This is a genomic window from Bradyrhizobium sp. BEA-2-5 (assembly GCF_032918025.1).
Taxonomy (GTDB): Bacteria; Pseudomonadota; Alphaproteobacteria; order Rhizobiales; family Xanthobacteraceae; genus Bradyrhizobium; species Bradyrhizobium pachyrhizi.
Genome location: NZ_CP136629.1, coordinates 749559 through 764943 on the forward strand (window position 1 = coordinate 749559; position 15385 = coordinate 764943).

Annotated in this window: 11 protein-coding genes, 1 pseudogene and 1 riboswitch; of the genes and pseudogenes, 6 read left to right on the forward strand and 6 right to left on the reverse strand. The window is 66.5% G+C overall.

Annotated elements, in window-relative coordinates; all coding sequences use genetic code 11:
• The first annotated feature begins 106 nt into the window (after positions 1–106).
• Positions 107–1447 (forward strand): MFS transporter, encoded by a 1341-nt coding sequence (locus RX327_RS03370; RefSeq protein ID WP_317249471.1) that lies wholly within the window; start codon positions 107–109, stop codon positions 1445–1447.
• Positions 1448–1521: 74 nt separating this feature from the next.
• Here RX327_RS03370 and RX327_RS03375 read toward each other — a convergent pair.
• Both RX327_RS03375 and RX327_RS03380 read right to left on the reverse strand, forming a co-directional pair.
• Positions 1522–3242, reverse strand: a pseudogene (locus RX327_RS03375) (N-acyl-D-amino-acid deacylase family protein).
• A 167-nt stretch (positions 3243–3409) separates the two neighbouring features.
• A complete protein-coding gene (locus tag RX327_RS03380) occupies positions 3410–5230 on the reverse strand; it encodes a chloride channel protein (protein WP_244978511.1) in 1821 nt (606 codons plus the stop codon).
• A 78-nt stretch (positions 5231–5308) separates the two neighbouring features.
• Between RX327_RS03380 and RX327_RS03385 the strand changes: the two genes are divergently transcribed.
• The gene (locus RX327_RS03385) at positions 5309–5761 is read left to right on the forward strand and encodes a MarR family winged helix-turn-helix transcriptional regulator (protein ID WP_050385070.1); all 453 of its coding nucleotides are present in this window, start codon (positions 5309–5311) and stop codon (positions 5759–5761) included.
• Positions 5762–5789: 28 nt separating this feature from the next.
• Here RX327_RS03385 and RX327_RS03390 read toward each other — a convergent pair whose 3' ends face one another.
• Positions 5790–7028, reverse strand: coding sequence for an MFS transporter (locus tag RX327_RS03390; RefSeq protein WP_317249472.1), 1239 nt, complete (start codon positions 7026–7028; stop codon positions 5790–5792).
• A gap of 162 nt (positions 7029–7190) precedes the next feature.
• Between RX327_RS03390 and RX327_RS03395 the strand changes: the two genes are divergently transcribed.
• Positions 7191–8438, forward strand: coding sequence for a hypothetical protein (locus RX327_RS03395; RefSeq protein ID WP_050385068.1), 1248 nt, complete (start codon positions 7191–7193; stop codon positions 8436–8438).
• 17 nt (positions 8439–8455) lie between these two features.
• Here RX327_RS03395 and RX327_RS03400 read toward each other — a convergent pair whose 3' ends face one another.
• From RX327_RS03400 to RX327_RS03410, 3 genes are all read right to left on the reverse strand, one after another.
• Positions 8456–9448, reverse strand: a complete 993-nt coding sequence (locus RX327_RS03400; protein WP_050385067.1) for an ABC transporter substrate-binding protein — start codon at positions 9446–9448, stop codon at positions 8456–8458.
• Between the two features lie 195 nt (positions 9449–9643).
• On the reverse strand, positions 9644–9817 hold the full coding sequence (locus tag RX327_RS03405) for a hypothetical protein (RefSeq protein WP_167350403.1): 174 nt from the start codon (positions 9815–9817) through the stop codon (positions 9644–9646).
• Positions 9818–9930: 113 nt separating this feature from the next.
• Positions 9931–12138 (reverse strand): TonB-dependent receptor, encoded by a 2208-nt coding sequence (locus tag RX327_RS03410; protein WP_317249473.1) that lies wholly within the window; start codon positions 12136–12138, stop codon positions 9931–9933.
• Between the two features lie 162 nt (positions 12139–12300).
• Positions 12301–12502: riboswitch (cobalamin riboswitch) on the reverse strand.
• Between the two features lie 112 nt (positions 12503–12614).
• Here RX327_RS03410 and RX327_RS03415 point away from each other — a divergent pair.
• From RX327_RS03415 to RX327_RS03425, 3 genes are all read left to right on the forward strand, one after another.
• Positions 12615–13658 (forward strand): FecCD family ABC transporter permease, encoded by a 1044-nt coding sequence (locus RX327_RS03415; RefSeq protein WP_028335319.1) that lies wholly within the window; start codon positions 12615–12617, stop codon positions 13656–13658.
• A complete protein-coding gene (locus RX327_RS03420; protein ID WP_028335320.1) occupies positions 13655–14428 on the forward strand; it encodes an ABC transporter ATP-binding protein in 774 nt (257 codons plus the stop codon). The genes RX327_RS03415 and RX327_RS03420 overlap by 4 nt, the downstream gene beginning before the upstream one ends.
• A 104-nt stretch (positions 14429–14532) precedes the next feature.
• Entirely contained in the window at positions 14533–15348 is an 816-nt protein-coding gene (locus tag RX327_RS03425) for an ABC transporter substrate-binding protein (RefSeq protein WP_050385065.1), read from the forward strand.
• The last annotated feature ends 37 nt before the right edge of the window (positions 15349–15385 follow it).

Sequence of the window (15385 nt, forward strand, 5' to 3'; positions counted from 1 at the left end):
CACAACCCCGAGGAAATGCGGTGTTGCGTTGCACGGCGAGGCGTGGCTAGCATCGCCGGACGGGGCCGATTTACGAAGCCAAGAACGAAACGACGGGGAGCCGGACATGACGACGCAAGCGACGTCCAAGAGGACGTCAGAGGGGCTGTCAAAGGGGCTGTCAAAGGGGACGCCGAAGGGCGCCTGGCAAATCACCTTCCTTCTATTTCTCTTCATGGTGGTGAACTTCGCGGACAAGATCGTCGTCGGTCTCGCCGGCGTGCCGATCATGACCGACATGAAGCTCAGCGCCGAGCAGTTCGGCCTGCTCGGCTCCTCGTTCTTCTTCCTGTTCTCGATCTCCGCCATCGTGGTCGGCTTCATCGTCAACAAGGTGCCGACGCGCTGGGTGCTGCTTGCTCTGGCCGTGATCTGGGCGCTGGCGCAATTTCCGATGGTCGGCACCGTCTCCTTCACCACGCTCCTGATCTGCCGCATCGTGCTGGGCGCCGGCGAAGGCCCGGCCTTCTCGGTCGCCGCGCACGCCATCTACAAATGGTTCCCCGACGAGAAGCGCACACTGCCGACCGCGATCCTGTCGCAGGGTTCGGCCTTCGGCGTCATCCTCGCGGTGCCGGCGTTGAACTGGATCATCGTCAACCATTCCTGGCACTATGCCTTCGGCGCGCTGGGCGTCGTCGGCCTGATCTGGGTTGCGGCCTGGCTCGCGCTCGGCAAGGAAGGGCCGCTGGAGTCGACGTCTGCAGTGACGGCAGACGAGCCGCGGATTCCGTATAGGAAGCTTCTCACCTCGCGCACCTTCATCGGCTGCGTCGCCGCAACCTTCGGCGCCTATTGGGCGCTGTCGCTCGGCCTGACCTGGTTCACGCCGTTCATCGTCAAGGGGCTCGGCTTCTCACAGAGCCAGGCCGGCTGGATTTCGATCCTGCCCTGGGTGTTCGGCGCCACCATCGTCATGCTGACCGGCTGGATATCGCAGCTGATGCTGACGCGCGGCTTCACCACCCGCGGCGCGCGCGGCGTGCTCGGCTCGGTGCCGCTGATCGTCGGCGGCGCCATCCTTGCGATGCTGCCCTATGCGCCGCCCGGCGGGATCATGATCGCGCTGCTGGTGATCGGCTCCGGCCTGTGCGGCTCAATCTATGTGGTATGCCCGCCGATGCTCGGCGAGTTCACGCCGGTGTCGCAGCGCGGCGCGATCATCGCGATCTACGGCGCGCTCTACACGATCTCGGGTATCCTGGCGCCGATGGTGATGGGCAATGTGATCCAGCACGCGGCAACGCCGATCGACGGCTACATGACCGGCTTCACCATCAACGCCGTGATCATGGTCGGCTCCGGCCTGCTCGGCCTGCTGCTGCTCTGGCCGAACACGGAGAGGGCGCGCCTGACCGGCACGTCGCAGCCGGCAGGCACGATCAAGGGCGCGATGTCGCCGACGTAAGGGGGCGCGCAGACTTGCTCTACCTTGCCTCTCCCGCAAGGGGAGAGGCGGGAGTTTGCCGTGACGGTCTTACCCTAATTCATTCCCTGCGCGCCGCGCACCAGTCTGCCCGGGCGCGCGCCGGTGGGCTTGGCCTCGCGCTGGGTCACGATGCCCGACACGATGGTCGCGTCGTAGCCGTCGACATCCTGCAGCAACCTCCGCCCGCCGACTGGCAGATCGTAATGCACCTTCGGCGGATGCAGATGCAGGCGGTCGTAGTCGATCACGTTGACGTCGGCCTTGTAGCCGGGCGCGATCAGGCCGCGGTCGGCGAGACCGACCGAGAGCGCGGTCTTGCGCGACTGTGCCGCGACCACGAACGGAATCGTGAGCTTCTCGCCGCGCCTGCGGTCGCGCGTCCAGTGCGTCAGCAGATAGGTCGGGAAGCTCGCATCGCAGATGATGCCGCAATGCGCGCCGCCGTCGGACAGGCCCGGCACCGCGATTGCGGATCGAGCAGCATCTCGCGCGTCGCATCGAGATTGCCGTCGGAATAGTTGAGGAATGGCACGTAGAGCATGCCGCGGCCCTCGTCCGACAGCATCGCGTCGTAGGCGAGCTCTTCCGGCCGGCGCCCCTGCCTGCGTGCCTGCGGTCCCAGTGCGTTCTCCGGCGGCTGCTCGTAGTCCGGCGGATTACCCAGGAGGAACATCTTGTCGTAGTCGGGACGGAAGAACAGCGGATCGTCCGTCGCGGTCGCCGTCTCGCTCAGGATTGCCGCGCGCACCTCGGGCCGGCGCAGATGCGCGAGCCGCTCGGCCAGCGGCAATTTGGCGATCTCGCGATAGCTCGGATGGGTCTGGAAAGGGTTGCGCGATAGCTCGAGCCCGAGCAGGAGCCCGACAGGGCGCGCCGCGATCTGCGTCGTGATCGACAGGCCACGGGCGGCGGCTTCGTTGATGGTGTCCATGGTCTGCCGCCAGCGCCGCGGCGCCTTGTCGGCCTGGGCGACGGAGAACGAGATCGGGCACCTTGTGTTCTCGGCAACCCGCAGCATCATCGGCAGGTCTTCGTGGATGGTGGAGAGGTCGAGCACGAATTGCAGCACGCTGCGGCCCTGCCGGTGCATCGCGCCGGCAATCGCGGTGAGCTCGTCCTCGCCTGCTTTCAGCGTCGGTGTGAAATCGCCGGTCGAGGTGCGATGATTGAGCGTGCGCGAAGTCGAAAAGCCGAGCGCGCCCGAGCGTACCGCCTCGCCCGCGAGCCTCGCCATCGCCGCATTGTCCTCCGCGGTCGAGGGGTCGCGGCGCGCGCCGCGCTCGCCCATGACATAGACGCGCAGCGCCGCATGCGGCAATTGCGCACCGACATCGATGTCGAAATCGCGCCTGGAGAGCCAGTCCATGTAATCCGGAAAGCTCTCCCAGGCCCAGGGAATGCCGGCGCTCAGCACCGGCTCCGGAATGTCCTCGACGCCTTCCATGAGCTGGATCAGGCGGGTGTGGTCATCAGGCTTGCACGGCGCAAAGCCGACGCCGCAATTGCCCATGATCGCCGTGGTGACGCCGTTCTGTGAGGACGGCGTGATGTCCTGGCTCCAGGTGACCTGCCCGTCGTAATGGGTGTGCACGTCGACGAAGCCGGGTGTCACCAGCTTGCCGCGCGCGTCGATCTCTTCGTTGCCCTTCGCGGAGACCTTGCCGACTTCGGTGATCTTGCCGCCTGTGATCGCGACATCGGCTTCATAGAGGTCGCCGCCCTTGCCGTCAGCGATGGTGCCGCCGCGGATCACGAGGTCTGGGGTCGAGGTCATGGCATTTCATCCCGAGTCTGATTTTGGTTGACGGCATCATGGGTCAGCCCCTGATGCTGTCAACCAGCGCCGATGAAGCTCTGGGATGCGCCGGCGGCGATTTGCCAGCTGGGATCGAGCGTTGCCGCCCGGCGGAAATTTGTTCCGCCGGGCAACCCGCCGCGAACTTATCGCGCGCCGAAGAACGCCGTCTTCTGGGTCTCCTCGGCCTGCAGCCTCGCGCGCACCCGCATCAGGTCCTTCCAGCCGATATAGCCGACCAGGCGCTGATCCTCGCGCGAGATCACCGGCAGATGCGAGACGTTGACCTGCATCAGGCGGTCGGCGAGCCGGTCGAGATATTCGTCGGGATAGGCGACGGTGATCTTGCCGCCGGCCAGCAGCTGCTTGAGCGCCGCAGTGCGATGCTTGCCGGCGCGGCGCCAGCGCAGCACGGAGGGCGGGTCGATCACGCCGAGCACGTGATGGTTGGCGTCGACGACGGGAAAGCTCGGGTGAGCTGTCTTCGGGTTGGTCAGGAAGGCGGCCGCGCCGTGCAGCGTCATGGTGTCGGAGACGGTTTCGACCGCCTTGGTCATGACGTCGCGCACGCGCGTCAGCGCGAACGGATCGACCCGGTACTCGCGCACCAGATGATGGCCGCGCCGCGCCACCTTCTCGGTCAGGATCGAGCGCCGCATCAGCAGCACGGTGACGCCGTGCGCGCTGCAGCAGGCTGCGATCAGCGGCAGCAGCACGTGGGTGTTGCCGGTCAGCTCGACGGCGAAGAAGGTCGCGGTGAGCGGCGAGCGCATCGTGCCGCCCATCGTCGCCGCCATCGCCAGCAATGCCCAGAAGCCGGGGCTCGCCGGCGGCAGATAGCCGCTCAGCGCCGTTCCCATCGCGCCGCCCATGATGAGCAGCGGCGCCAGCACGCCGCCCGACGTGCCCGAGCCGAGCGCGACCGACCAAATGACGGCCTTCACCACGAGCAGCAGCAGCGCGGCCTTCAGCACCACGTCGCCGCTCAGCATCGATGCGAGGTTGTCGTAGCCGACGCCGAGCGCCTGCGGCTCAATCAAGCCGCCGAGGCCGACGACCAGGCCGCCGATCAGCGGCCACCACATCCAGTGGATCGGCAGCTTGAGGAAGATGTCCTCGCAGCCATAGACCAGCTGGGTGAGCACGCCCGACAGCAGGCCGGAGAGAATTCCGATCAGCATCCAGGCGCCGAGCTGCAGCACGGAGATGTCGACGCCGCCGGTGAACGGAAACAGCGGCGCGGGCATGTGCAGGAAGGTGCGTCCGACCGCTGCCACCACGGCCGCAACGGTGACGGGAATGAAGCTGCGCGGCGTCCATTCGAACAGCAACAGTTCGACCGCGAGCATTATGGCGGCGATCGGCGTTCCGAACACGGTGGTCATGCCGGCGGCGGCGCCCGCCACCAGCAGGGTCTTGCGCTCGTTGTCGCTGACCGGGAGCATCTGCGCGATTAGCGAGCCGATCGCCCCGCCCGTCATGATGATCGGGCCCTCGGCGCCGAACGGGCCACCCGTGCCGATCGACACCGCCGACGACAACGGCTTCAGGATCGCCACCTTGGGGTCGAGCCGGGAACGGCCGAGCAAGATCGCTTCGATCGCTTCCGGAATGCCGTGCCCGCGGATCTTCTCGCTGCCGAAACGCGCCATCAGCCCGATGATCAGCGAGCCCGCGACCGGCACCAGCACGGTCCAGAGGCCGAGCGGCGAATCCTGCAATTTCAGGTCGGCGAAGCTGAATTGGCCGAAATAGGCGATGTTGGTGGCGAGCTTGATCAGTTGCAGCAGTCCCGCCCCGGCCAGCACGCCTGCGGCGGAGACAAACACGGCGATCGCCGAGATCACCACGACGCGCGGATCGGTCGTGAAGTCGCTCAGGAGGTGGCTGGCCTTCTCGCCGATTTTGGCGGTGTTTGGGGCGGTGTTCGTGGCGGAGGCGCTCGATTTGGTGGAAATGACGCTCATTGGTGGCGTAAGGCTCGGGTGAAGTGGACGCGAGGCGTCATATCGCATTACGATATAATTACAAGCGGGAGACATCGAATGGCAGCGTTGAAAGGACCGTTGAAATCGCCGCGGCAGGACCAGAAGCGGGTTCCCAGCCAGGCCGATTACGAGACGCTGTCGCAATTTCGCTATCTGATCCGCCGGTTTCTGGAGTTCAGCCAGGATGCCGCGAAGGCCGCGGGCCTGACGCCGCGGCAGCATCAGGCCTTGCTGGCGATCAGGGGGTATCCGGGCGGCGGGCCGGTTGCGGTCGGCGATCTGGCCGAGCGGCTGCGGCTTCGTCACCACACCACGGTCGAACTGGTCGACCGGCTGTCCGAGGCCGGGCTGGTCGAGCGCGTGCTGGATCCCGCCGACCAGCGGCGGGTGCTGCTGAAATTAACCGGCCTCGCGGCCGATCATCTCGCCGAATTGTCGGCGGTCCATCTCGATGAGCTGTCGCGGATCGAGCCGCTCCTGAAGCAGGTGCTGTCGCGACGGTCGGAATGAGCGCGCCGCGTGCACAACGTTTCGCGCTTCAGCCGCGCGGGCTGGCGGTCTCGGCCTGATATCCCGAAGCCTGCGGCTTGCGCTCGGTGACGAGGGCAAGCAGCACGGTCAGCACCATGAACACCACCGAGGCGCCGAACACCCAGTGCGGCATGTGCTGGTCCATGATCCAGCCGAACAGCAGCGGTGAGACGATGCCACCGAGATTGAAACCGGTGGAGACGATGCCGAAGGCGCGCCCCGCAGCGCCGGCAGGCGCCGCATTGCGCACCAGCATGTCGCGCGAGGGCGCGATCACGCCGGAGAGGAATCCGGCGAGCCCCATCGCCAGCGTGAGCGCCACCGGCGGCAGGTCGAGCAGCGCAATCAGCAGCACGAGGGCGGCATTGACCGCGAAGCAGCCCGCGGCGACCTGGCTGTGGCGGTGGGTCCAGTCGGCGAGATAGCCGCCGGCAAGCACACCGGCCGCGCTGGCGCCCAGGAACGCCGTCAGCGCGATGTTGGCGGCGGAGTAGGAGGCGCCGTAGCCGCTCATCAGCGCCACCACGCCGAAATTGTTGATGCCGGCGACCGACAGGCTGAGCAGCATGAACAAGGCCGTCAGCACCATCAGCGCCGGCGTGATCACGCTCGCCTTCGGCTTGGCGTCGTCCTTTGCCTTGTTCTTGTTGGCGCCGGCATCGGGAATGCCGAGCACGATCAGGAACAGCGCCACCAGCGGACCGACCGCGCCGGCGACGATCAGCGCGCCGAGGCCGCCGATCGAGGCGACGAGTGCCGCCATGATCGCGGGCGCCACCGCACCGCCGAGAAAGCCGGCAAAGGTGTGAATCGAAAAGGCGCGGCCCATCCGCGCCTCGTCCATGTGCTCGGCCAGAATCGCGTAATCGGCGGGATGGTAGACGCTGTTGGCGAGGCCGAGCAGCACGGCGCATGCGATCAGCGAGGTATAGCTGAGATGCAGGCCGAGCCCGATCAGCGCGCAACCGCCGACCGTCAGCCCGATGAGGAGGATCTTGCGCGCGCCGATATGATCGGCGAGGTAGCCGATCGGCGCCTGGGTCAGCCCGGAGACCACCGCGAACAACGTCAGCGCGAAGCCGAGCTCGATATAGCCGACGCCGAGCTGGCTTTTGAGAAACGGGAACAGCATCGGCAGCACCAGCAGATGGAAATGGCTGACCCAATGCGCGATCGAGATTCCGGTCAGCGTGCGCAGCGCACTGTCCGCCTTGCCTTGCTGTGGTGCGGCGAGAACGTCGACCATGTGTCTGAAAACCCTAATTCCGGAAAGCCCGCCGAAAATAGAGATTGGCCGCTAATTGTCCATGAACGCAGGCGCATGGCTGCCCCCGGCGTGGGCGTGCCGGATCGACACATGCGGCATTAAATGCGGCGACAAAGCACGGCGGCACGGCGATGATCGGCCATGATCGACGCCAAAAAGCAGCTCCGCGTGCTGGTGTCGGAGGGCTCCAGCACCTCCGGCCGCGAGGCGATCACGATCCTGGGCCTGGCCGGCCATCACGTCGAGGTTTGTGACCCCTCGCGCTGGTGCTTGGCGCGCTACTCCCGCTTCGTCCGCAAATACCACCATTGTCCGCCGCTGCGGTCGGATCCGGCCGGCTTCCTGCGCTTCGTCGAGCGCCTGTTGGCGTCGCGGCGTTTCGATGTGCTGCTGCCGACCCATGAACAGGGATTTCTGTTCGCCCGCGCCGCGGCGGGGCTGGCATCACGTACCGGCCTCGCGCTGCCGGATTTCGCCAGCTATCGCGCCGTGCACAGCAAGGCCGGCTTCAGCCGCCTGCTCGATCGGCTCGGTCTGCCGCAGCCGCTGACCCGGATCGTGACCTCGGCCGAGGAGCTGCGCGAGGCGTTGCGGTTTCCATCCGTGGTGAAGACGTCGGTCGGCACCGCCAGCCGCGGTGTCTGGTTCGTGCGCGACGCAAGCGATCTCAATCGCGCGCTCTACGACCTCGAGTCCTCAGGCGATTTTGCCGGCGAGGTGCTGGCGCAGGATTTGGTCACCGGCACGGTCGAGAAGGCGCAGTCGGTGTTCTGCCATGGTACGCTTGTCGGCTTCCATGCCTACCGCCAGATTGCGGCCGGTGTCGGCGGCGGCGAGGCGATCAAGGAGAGCGTGAGCCGGCCGGCGATCCGCGCCGGCCTCGAGACCATCGGCGCGCATCTTGGTTGGCACGGTGCGCTCTCGGTCGACGTCATCATGCCGCTCGACAGCGCGACGCCGCTGTTGATCGACTGCAACCCGCGGCTGGTCGAGCCGATGAACGCCTTTCAGTCGGGCGTCGATCTGGTCGATCTGTTGCTGCGCGTCTCGCGCGGCGAGATGCCGGCACCGCTGGCCGAGGGGCGCGCCGGGGTGCGGACGCATCTGGCGATGCAGGCGCTGCTCGGCAGTGCGTCGCGCGATGGCACGCGGCGTGACCTGATCCGGGAATGCGGCCGCATCGCCACTGGCGAAGGACACTATCGGGGCAGCAGCGAAGAGCTGACGCCGGTGCGGCTCGACTGGCTCAGTGCCGTGCCGCTGGCGATGACGACAGTGCTGCTGCTGGCATCGCCGCAGATCGCCTCATCGCTGGCGCGCGGCGGCTTTGGCGCGCATCTGCTCGATCGCGGCAGCATCAAGGCGATCGAAAACGGCGATTTCCGCTAGTATCCTTCAGTGCGAATTCACTGCACGATCTTGTCTGCGCGCTTCAATAGCTCCGGTGGAATCTCGACGCCCACCGCCCGGGCTGCCTGGAGATTGAAGATCAGCTCTCGCTTGGTGACGACGCCGACCGGCAGGTCGCCCGGCTTCGCTCCCTTGAAAATCTTGTCGGCGAACGTCGCAAACTCGCGCCATGTATCGGCGACGTTGGCGCCATAGGTAATCACCCCGCCCGCGTCCGCCTGGCCGCCGGGAAACATTGCCGGCAAGCGGTTCTTCATGGCCAGTTCACCGACTCGTTTTCGATTGCTCCAGGGCACCGGCACTTCCAGGACCAGCAGCGCCTCCGCGTGTTCCTTCGCCATCCCGGCGATCGCGGCTTCCAGATCGTCCGCACCCTTGACCTTCACGATTTGCGGCTCCAGCCCCAGGGCCTTGGCTGCGGCCTCGTTGGCGCGGTCAATCGGAGCGAGTCCGCGTTCATCCGCGCCGGGGATCGTTTGATCACTGAGAATCGCAACGCGCTTGATCCCGGGGAATGCCTCCTTCAGAATTTTGAACTGGTCGCTGGCCTGCTGCGGATCGAGGTTGGTGAGGCCCGTGACGTTGCCTCCCGGTTTTTCCATCGAGGCGACAAGCTTCAACGCGACCGGATCGGTCACGATCGCAAAGATCACCGGGATCGTCGACGTGGCCTTCTGCGACGCTACGGCCGCCGGGCCACCGAGTGCGAGGATGACATCCACATTCGCGTTGACCAGCTCCGAGGCGAGGCCCGGAAGGCGCTCGAGCTTCGATTCGGCAAATCGCGGTTCGATGACGATGTCGCGTCCTTCGAGATAGCCGCGGTCGGCGAAGTCGCTCAGAAGGTTTTTCTTGATGGAGTCGAACAGCGGCGACGGGCTGCCGTTGACAAGAATTCCTACTTTCCTGGGGGCTTGTTGCGCATTGGACGGTTCGCACGTCGACACGATCATGCAGAAGACCGTGAGCGCCGCCTTCGCAAATCTCATGGCACCGCCCCCAGCAAGGACCCAGCGTCCATGCGGAGCCTAGCATAGCAACCAATCCGGAAGGGGGGCCAGCCCATGACCCCGCTGCGACCTATTGTCTGCTTGGCGACGACGAGCCGGGCTCGGTAGCTCGCAAGCTACCAGGCCGCCGCGCGCGACTGCGCGCAGGATCTGTCGATCGATATTCGCCGCGCCTCACAACGGCTCGTCATCATTGCCGTAGCGGTCGAGCTTCGGCGTGGCGATGTCGCCGTCCTCGTAATAGTCATCGTCCTGTAGCGCTGCGGGTGGCGGAGGCTTCTTCGCCTTGTCGTCGGTCTTGTCCTTGATCTTCGTGCCGCCCTTGGTCTGCTTCCCGGCCTTGGCCATGCGTTTCCCCTGCGCGGGTCAAATCAGCTGCCGGAACTCTACCCCAGTTTCCGTGCGTTTGTAATGTTCGGGAGACGGTGCGGCAGGGCACACCCGCCCCACCGGATCACGCTCTAAAACGTGGCGCCGGCCTTCAGCAGATAGGTGCGACCGGGCAGCGGATAGGCGCTGAAGCGACCGTCCGTGAAGGTGCTTGCGACGGCGTAGTCGTAGTAGAGCGCGTCCAGCACATTGTTGACGCTGAGCGACCAGAAGTAGCGGTCAACTTGCCCGCTCAGCTTGATATCGGCGGTGGCGTTGCCGGGAATCCGGCTCTGGGTGTTGGCCTGGTCGTTGTCCATGATGCGCGAACTCCAGGCCCGAACCGTGGCGTCCAGCACCAGATAGTTCTGCCAGATGTTCCAGGTGAGGCCCGCACTCGCGGTGTAGCGCGACACCAGCGGCACGTCGTTGCCCGCCCAGACGCCTTCGCGGAAGACGGCCCGGGTGATCGCCATGCCGCCGCGCAGGGTTACGCTGTCGCTGACCCCGAGCGAGGCGCTGGTCTCGGAGCCGTAGCGGCGGGTGGGGTCGAGGTTGGTGTTGTAGAACAGCACCGGGTTGAAATGGATCTCGTTGTCGAGATCCATCAGATAGACGCTGGTCTGGACCTGGAAGCGATTGGTCCTGACGCGGAAGCCGCCCTCGATGTCCTGCGAGGTCTGGGTCTTGAGCTGGAACGTTTGCGGGATCGGGGCGAAGGTCAGTGGGTCGAATGACGGCCCTGATGCAACGCGCTCATCGACATCTGGCGTGCGGAACGCGCGGGCCGCGCGGCCGAACACCGAGAAGGTGTCGGTCAGGCGATGCTCGACGCCGACATGCAGCGCGTATTGCGTCTCGTTGCTGTCGAGCGGCGCTGCCTGTGCATCGAACGCGAACGGCGCATTCGGATCGTAGCGATCGCGCGCCGAGATGCTGGTGTTCTGGACCCGCGCGCCGTAGGAGAAGTCGGTCGTCGGCAACAGGCCCAGCGTATGTTGCCAATAGCCGGCCACGGACTGCTGCTCGATATTGTAGATATGGAAGGGATCGACGCCCTGATAGGCGCCGCGCGCCTCGCGGAAGGTCGAATCGTAATAGTCGATGCCGGTCAGGATCGTCGACGGCATGCCCAGCATCACGTTCTTGACGCTGAGCCGCGGTGTCAGAGACCAGGTCTGCAGCGCGGCGTCATTGTAGGTCGAGGCGAAGCTGATGGTCGGCACCCTGCCGAAGAAGCCGCTCTGCGTCTCGCGCTGCCGCCAGCCGCCGTCGACGATGAGGTCGACGCCGTTCATCAGCGACCTGGTGAAGCCGGCGGTGACGCTGGCGGTCTGCTGGTTGGCATAGTCGAAGGGCGTCGCGGCGCCGCGGCGGTCGGTGAGCAGCTCATTGACGCCGATCGACGGATCGACCAGCCGTCCGCCGGGCAGGCCGAGCTTCTGGTCGCTGCCGGTGACGGTCAGGAAGGCGGTGAGATCAGGCGTCGTGTAGTTGATGTTGCCGACGGCGTTGCGCTGGTCGAGCGCATTGTTGACGCGGTAGCCGTCGGACTTGATGCCGTTGCCGTAGAACGAGGTGGACCACGGTCCGGAGTTGAGCGCCGCGGAGACCGCGGCCATGCGGGTGTTGAACGAGCCAAATCCGGCCTCGGCGCGCATCGTCGTCGGCGGGCCGCCGACGCCGTTATTGGTGACGATGTTGATGACGCCGCCGACCGCATTGTCGCCATACAGCACCGCACCGGAATTGCCGCGCGTGATCTCGATGCGCTCGATGGCATTGAGCGGGATGGTGGAGAGGTCGAAGCCGGCCTTGTCGACGTCGTTGAGGCGGCGGCCGTTGAGCAGGAACAGCGTGTTGTCGGTCGCGAAGGCGCCGAAGCCGCGCAGGTCGACCGAGGTCTTGGCGCCGTTCGGTCCGCCATAGGGCGTTTGCAGCTGCACGCCTGGCACCTGCGCGAGGATCTCGGGCAACGACTGCACCGGCGAATGGGCGATGTCGTCGGCGGTGATCACGGCCGAGGAGGAGCCGACAATGCCGGCGAACTGGCGGCCGCCGCCGGTGCCATCCGTTCCGGTGGCCGCGCCGGTCGCTGTCGTGCCCGATCCGCTGCCTGTGTCGTTGCCTTGCGAGGTGCCCGGCGCCGGGCGTCGCGGCGCCGGCGCTTCGTCAGCGGCCGGCCTGGCGCGCGTGACGTTCTGGTCGCGCGGCTTGGTGACTTCGATCGCCGGCAGCTGATCGGGAGCGGGTGCCTGCTGCGCCCGCGCGGCGGAGAAAAGGATTGCCGGCGCGATCATCGTCGACGCGAGCAGAAGCGCGCGGTGTCGCCGATGGAAAGGGAAGGAGAACATAAGCGAGGTCTCGGTAACGTCAGTGGCACGTCACCGCGAACCAGTCTCACCATCGTGCTCACAGCATCAGGTGAAGCTCATGCCTGTACTCCCCGACCGACATCTTCGCGTGTGACCACGGCTGACGGCAGGTCTCCTGGCTCGCGGGTCGTTACCGCTTCGTCGCCTTCCCAGGACCGAGATTCCCAGTGGCTTCTGACGAAGGATTCACCGCTTACAGTTGCGGGGGCAGCCGCGGCATTGGGGACAAGTTTCCCCGCACCGCATTCCCTTTTCATCTCACGAAAGAACCGTCATGTTCATCTAGGGTTCGGCCGGGTAGCAAAGTCAATCCGGCGGAAGTCGGGCAATGGCCGGGCGGCCACGGTTTTTGTCGAGTGTCGCTTGTCTGCCACGGCGATCGCTGTAAGAGCATGGATCCAATGAGCGTGCAGGATTTTGCCTTGGCGGCCGAGGTCGCGGCGCGGCGCCGGTGGGGCGCCACCGCGGCGCTGCTCGCGCTCGTGGCCCTGCTGTGCGTGCTCTCGCTCGGCATCGGGCCGGTGCGGCTGTCGCCGCTCGCGGTGATCGAGGCGCTGTTCGGCGGCGGCAGCGATGTGGCGCAGGTGATCGTGCGCGAGATCCGCCTGCCGCGCACCATCCTGGCATTCGCGATCGGCGGTATTCTCGGGCTGTCCGGTGCGGCGCTGCAAGGGCTGCTGCGCAATCCGCTGGCCTCGCCGTCGCTGTTCGGCGCGCCGCAATCAGCGGCGTTCGGCGCGGTGCTGGTAATCGCGCTGGGCCTCGCCGATGTGCGCTCCTACGCGCTGCCGGTGGTGGCGATCATCGCCGCGTTCGGCTCGGTGTTCGCGCTGCTTGCGATCGCCGGCCGCAATGCCGGGCTGTTGATCCTGATCCTCGCCGGGCTCGCGATCTCGAGCTTTGCGGGGGCGGCGACGGCGCTGGTGATGAACCTCTCCAGCAATCCCTTCGTGGTGCTGGAGATCGCGTTCTGGCTGCTCGGCTCGCTGGAAGACCGGAGCTTCCAGCACGTCGCGCTGGCGCTGCCCTTCATCATCGCAGGCGCCGCCATCCTGCTCAGCCAGGCGAGCGCCTTCCGCGCGCTGACGCTCGGCGAGGAGGCGGCGCAGAGCCTCGGCGTCGATGTCGGGCGGTTGCGGCTCTTCGTGATCACGGGCGTGGCGCTCGGGGTTGGCGGCGCGGTCGCGGTGACAGGCACGATCGGTTTCATCGGCCTCGTTGCGCCGCATCTGATGCGTCCCGTGATCGGTCACGATCCGGCGCGGCTCTTGGTGCCGAGCGCACTCACCGGCTCGGCGTTGCTGCTCGCCGCCGACATCGCGGTGCGCATCATCCCCTCGACCTCGGACATCAAGGTCGGCGTGCTGACCTCGATCATCGGCGTGCCGTTCTTCCTCTATCTGATCATGCGCGAACGCCGCGCGCTCGGCGGAGGCGTGGCATGACGCTGCTCTCCGCTACCGCGCTCAATGCTTCGCTCGGCAGCCGCAAGGTGCTGCACGATGTCTCGCTGTCGCTGCCGTCGGGCCATCTGGTCGCGCTGGTCGGGCCGAACGGCGCCGGCAAGACCACGCTGCTGCGCGCGCTGGCCGGTCTGATTCCGTCCGGCGGCGAGATCCGGATCGGCGATAATCCGCTGGCGTCATTGCCGCTGCGCGAGCGCGCGAAACGTTTCGCCTATCTGCCGCAGGGGCACATGGTGCACTGGCCGCTGCCGGCACGCGATATCGTCGCGCTCGGCCGCTATCCGCACGGCGCGACCGATCCGGCGCGGCTGTCGCAGACGGATATGGAGGCAGTGCTGCGCGCGATGCAGGCGGTCGACGTCACTGAATTCAGCGATCGCCGCGTCACCGAACTCTCCGGCGGCGAGCGCAGCCGCGTCGCGCTGGCCCGGGTGCTCGCGGTGGAGGCGCCGGTGATCCTCGCCGACGAGCCGACCGCCTCGCTCGATCCGCGCCACCAGATCGACGTGATGCAGAAGCTGCGCAACGTCGCCGATACCGGTGTGCTGGTGATCGTGGTGACGCATGACCTGGGACTCGCCGCGCGCTTCGCCGATCATGTTCTGGTGCTGTCGGAGGGACGGCTGGCCGCGCAGGGCGCGCCCGCTGAAGCGTTGTCGGAGGCGGTCCTCGCCAGCGTGTTCCGCATCAGCGCCTATCGCGCCGAATTTCAGCGCGAAGCCGTCATCGTGCCGTGGGCGGACGTGTGATGAGGATGCGGCGTCTCCACGAGCTCAGTTCACCTCTCCCGCTTGCGGGGGAAGGGGCGCTGTTTTCGCGCGGACGCTATCTTGCGTCATCTTGCCTTGCCCTGATGCTTTCGCTCATCGTGTGGCTCGCGTCAGCCGCTCCCTCGTTCGCCGCCGGGCCGCGCATCGTCTCGATGAATGTCTGCAGCGACCAGCTCGTGCTGTCGCTGGCCGATCCGGACCAGATCATCGGCCTCAGCCGCTTCTCGCGCGATGCCTGGCAATCCTGGGCTGCGGAGAAGGCGCGAAATTTTCCGCGCCTGTCCGGCGAGGCCGAGGACGTGCTGCTGCTGAGGCCCGACCTCGTCGTGGTCAGCCTGTTCGACAAGCGCGCGACCCGCGATCTGTTGAAGGCCCACGGGCTGCACCTCGTCGAATTCACGGTGCCGCGGACGCTGGACGAGGTGAAGGACCAGATCCGCGCGATGGGCGATGTGGTGCAGCATCCCGATCGCGCAGAGGCCGAGATCGCGCGCCTCGATGCGGCGATCGCGCGTGCGCGGGCGGCGGCAAGCACGCATCATTACCGCGTGCTGCCGCTGGAGCGGCGCGGCTTTGTGGCTGGTGACGGCAGCCTCGTCAGCTCGCTGCTGGCTGCAACCGGCCTCTCCAACGCCGCCGGCGAACTTGGCGTCGGTGCAGGCGGATTTGCTTCGCTGGAGGCGATCGTAAAGCTGCGGCCGGACTTCATCCTGGTGTCGGAAGCCGGCGACCGCGCCGAGGATGACGGCCGCGCCTTCCTGCTGCATCCCGCGCTGGAGCGCTTCTATCCGCAAAGCAAGCGCATCGTGCTGCCGGAGCGGCTCACCGTGTGCGGCGGCGTGATGCTGGCGGATGCGCTGGATCGGCTGACGGAGGAGCTGCAGCGGGTGACACGGTGACTATGGCCGTCATTCCGGGATGGTCCGAAGGACCAGA

Coding starts and splice junctions, on each gene's coding strand:
- RX327_RS03370 (WP_317249471.1), top strand. CDS start 107: ATGACGACGCAAGCGACGTCCAAGAGGACGTCAGAGGGGCTGTCAAAG.
- RX327_RS03380 (WP_244978511.1), bottom strand. CDS start 5,230: ATGAGCGTCATTTCCACCAAATCGAGCGCCTCCGCCACGAACACCGCC.
- RX327_RS03385 (WP_050385070.1), top strand. CDS start 5,309: ATGGCAGCGTTGAAAGGACCGTTGAAATCGCCGCGGCAGGACCAGAAG.
- RX327_RS03390 (WP_317249472.1), bottom strand. CDS start 7,028: ATGGTCGACGTTCTCGCCGCACCACAGCAAGGCAAGGCGGACAGTGCG.
- RX327_RS03395 (WP_050385068.1), top strand. CDS start 7,191: ATGATCGACGCCAAAAAGCAGCTCCGCGTGCTGGTGTCGGAGGGCTCC.
- RX327_RS03400 (WP_050385067.1), bottom strand. CDS start 9,448: ATGAGATTTGCGAAGGCGGCGCTCACGGTCTTCTGCATGATCGTGTCG.
- RX327_RS03405 (WP_167350403.1), bottom strand. CDS start 9,817: ATGGCCAAGGCCGGGAAGCAGACCAAGGGCGGCACGAAGATCAAGGAC.
- RX327_RS03410 (WP_317249473.1), bottom strand. CDS start 12,138: ATGATCGCGCCGGCAATCCTTTTCTCCGCCGCGCGGGCGCAGCAGGCA.
- RX327_RS03415 (WP_028335319.1), top strand. CDS start 12,615: ATGAGCGTGCAGGATTTTGCCTTGGCGGCCGAGGTCGCGGCGCGGCGC.
- RX327_RS03420 (WP_028335320.1), top strand. CDS start 13,655: ATGACGCTGCTCTCCGCTACCGCGCTCAATGCTTCGCTCGGCAGCCGC.
- RX327_RS03425 (WP_050385065.1), top strand. CDS start 14,533: ATGCTTTCGCTCATCGTGTGGCTCGCGTCAGCCGCTCCCTCGTTCGCC.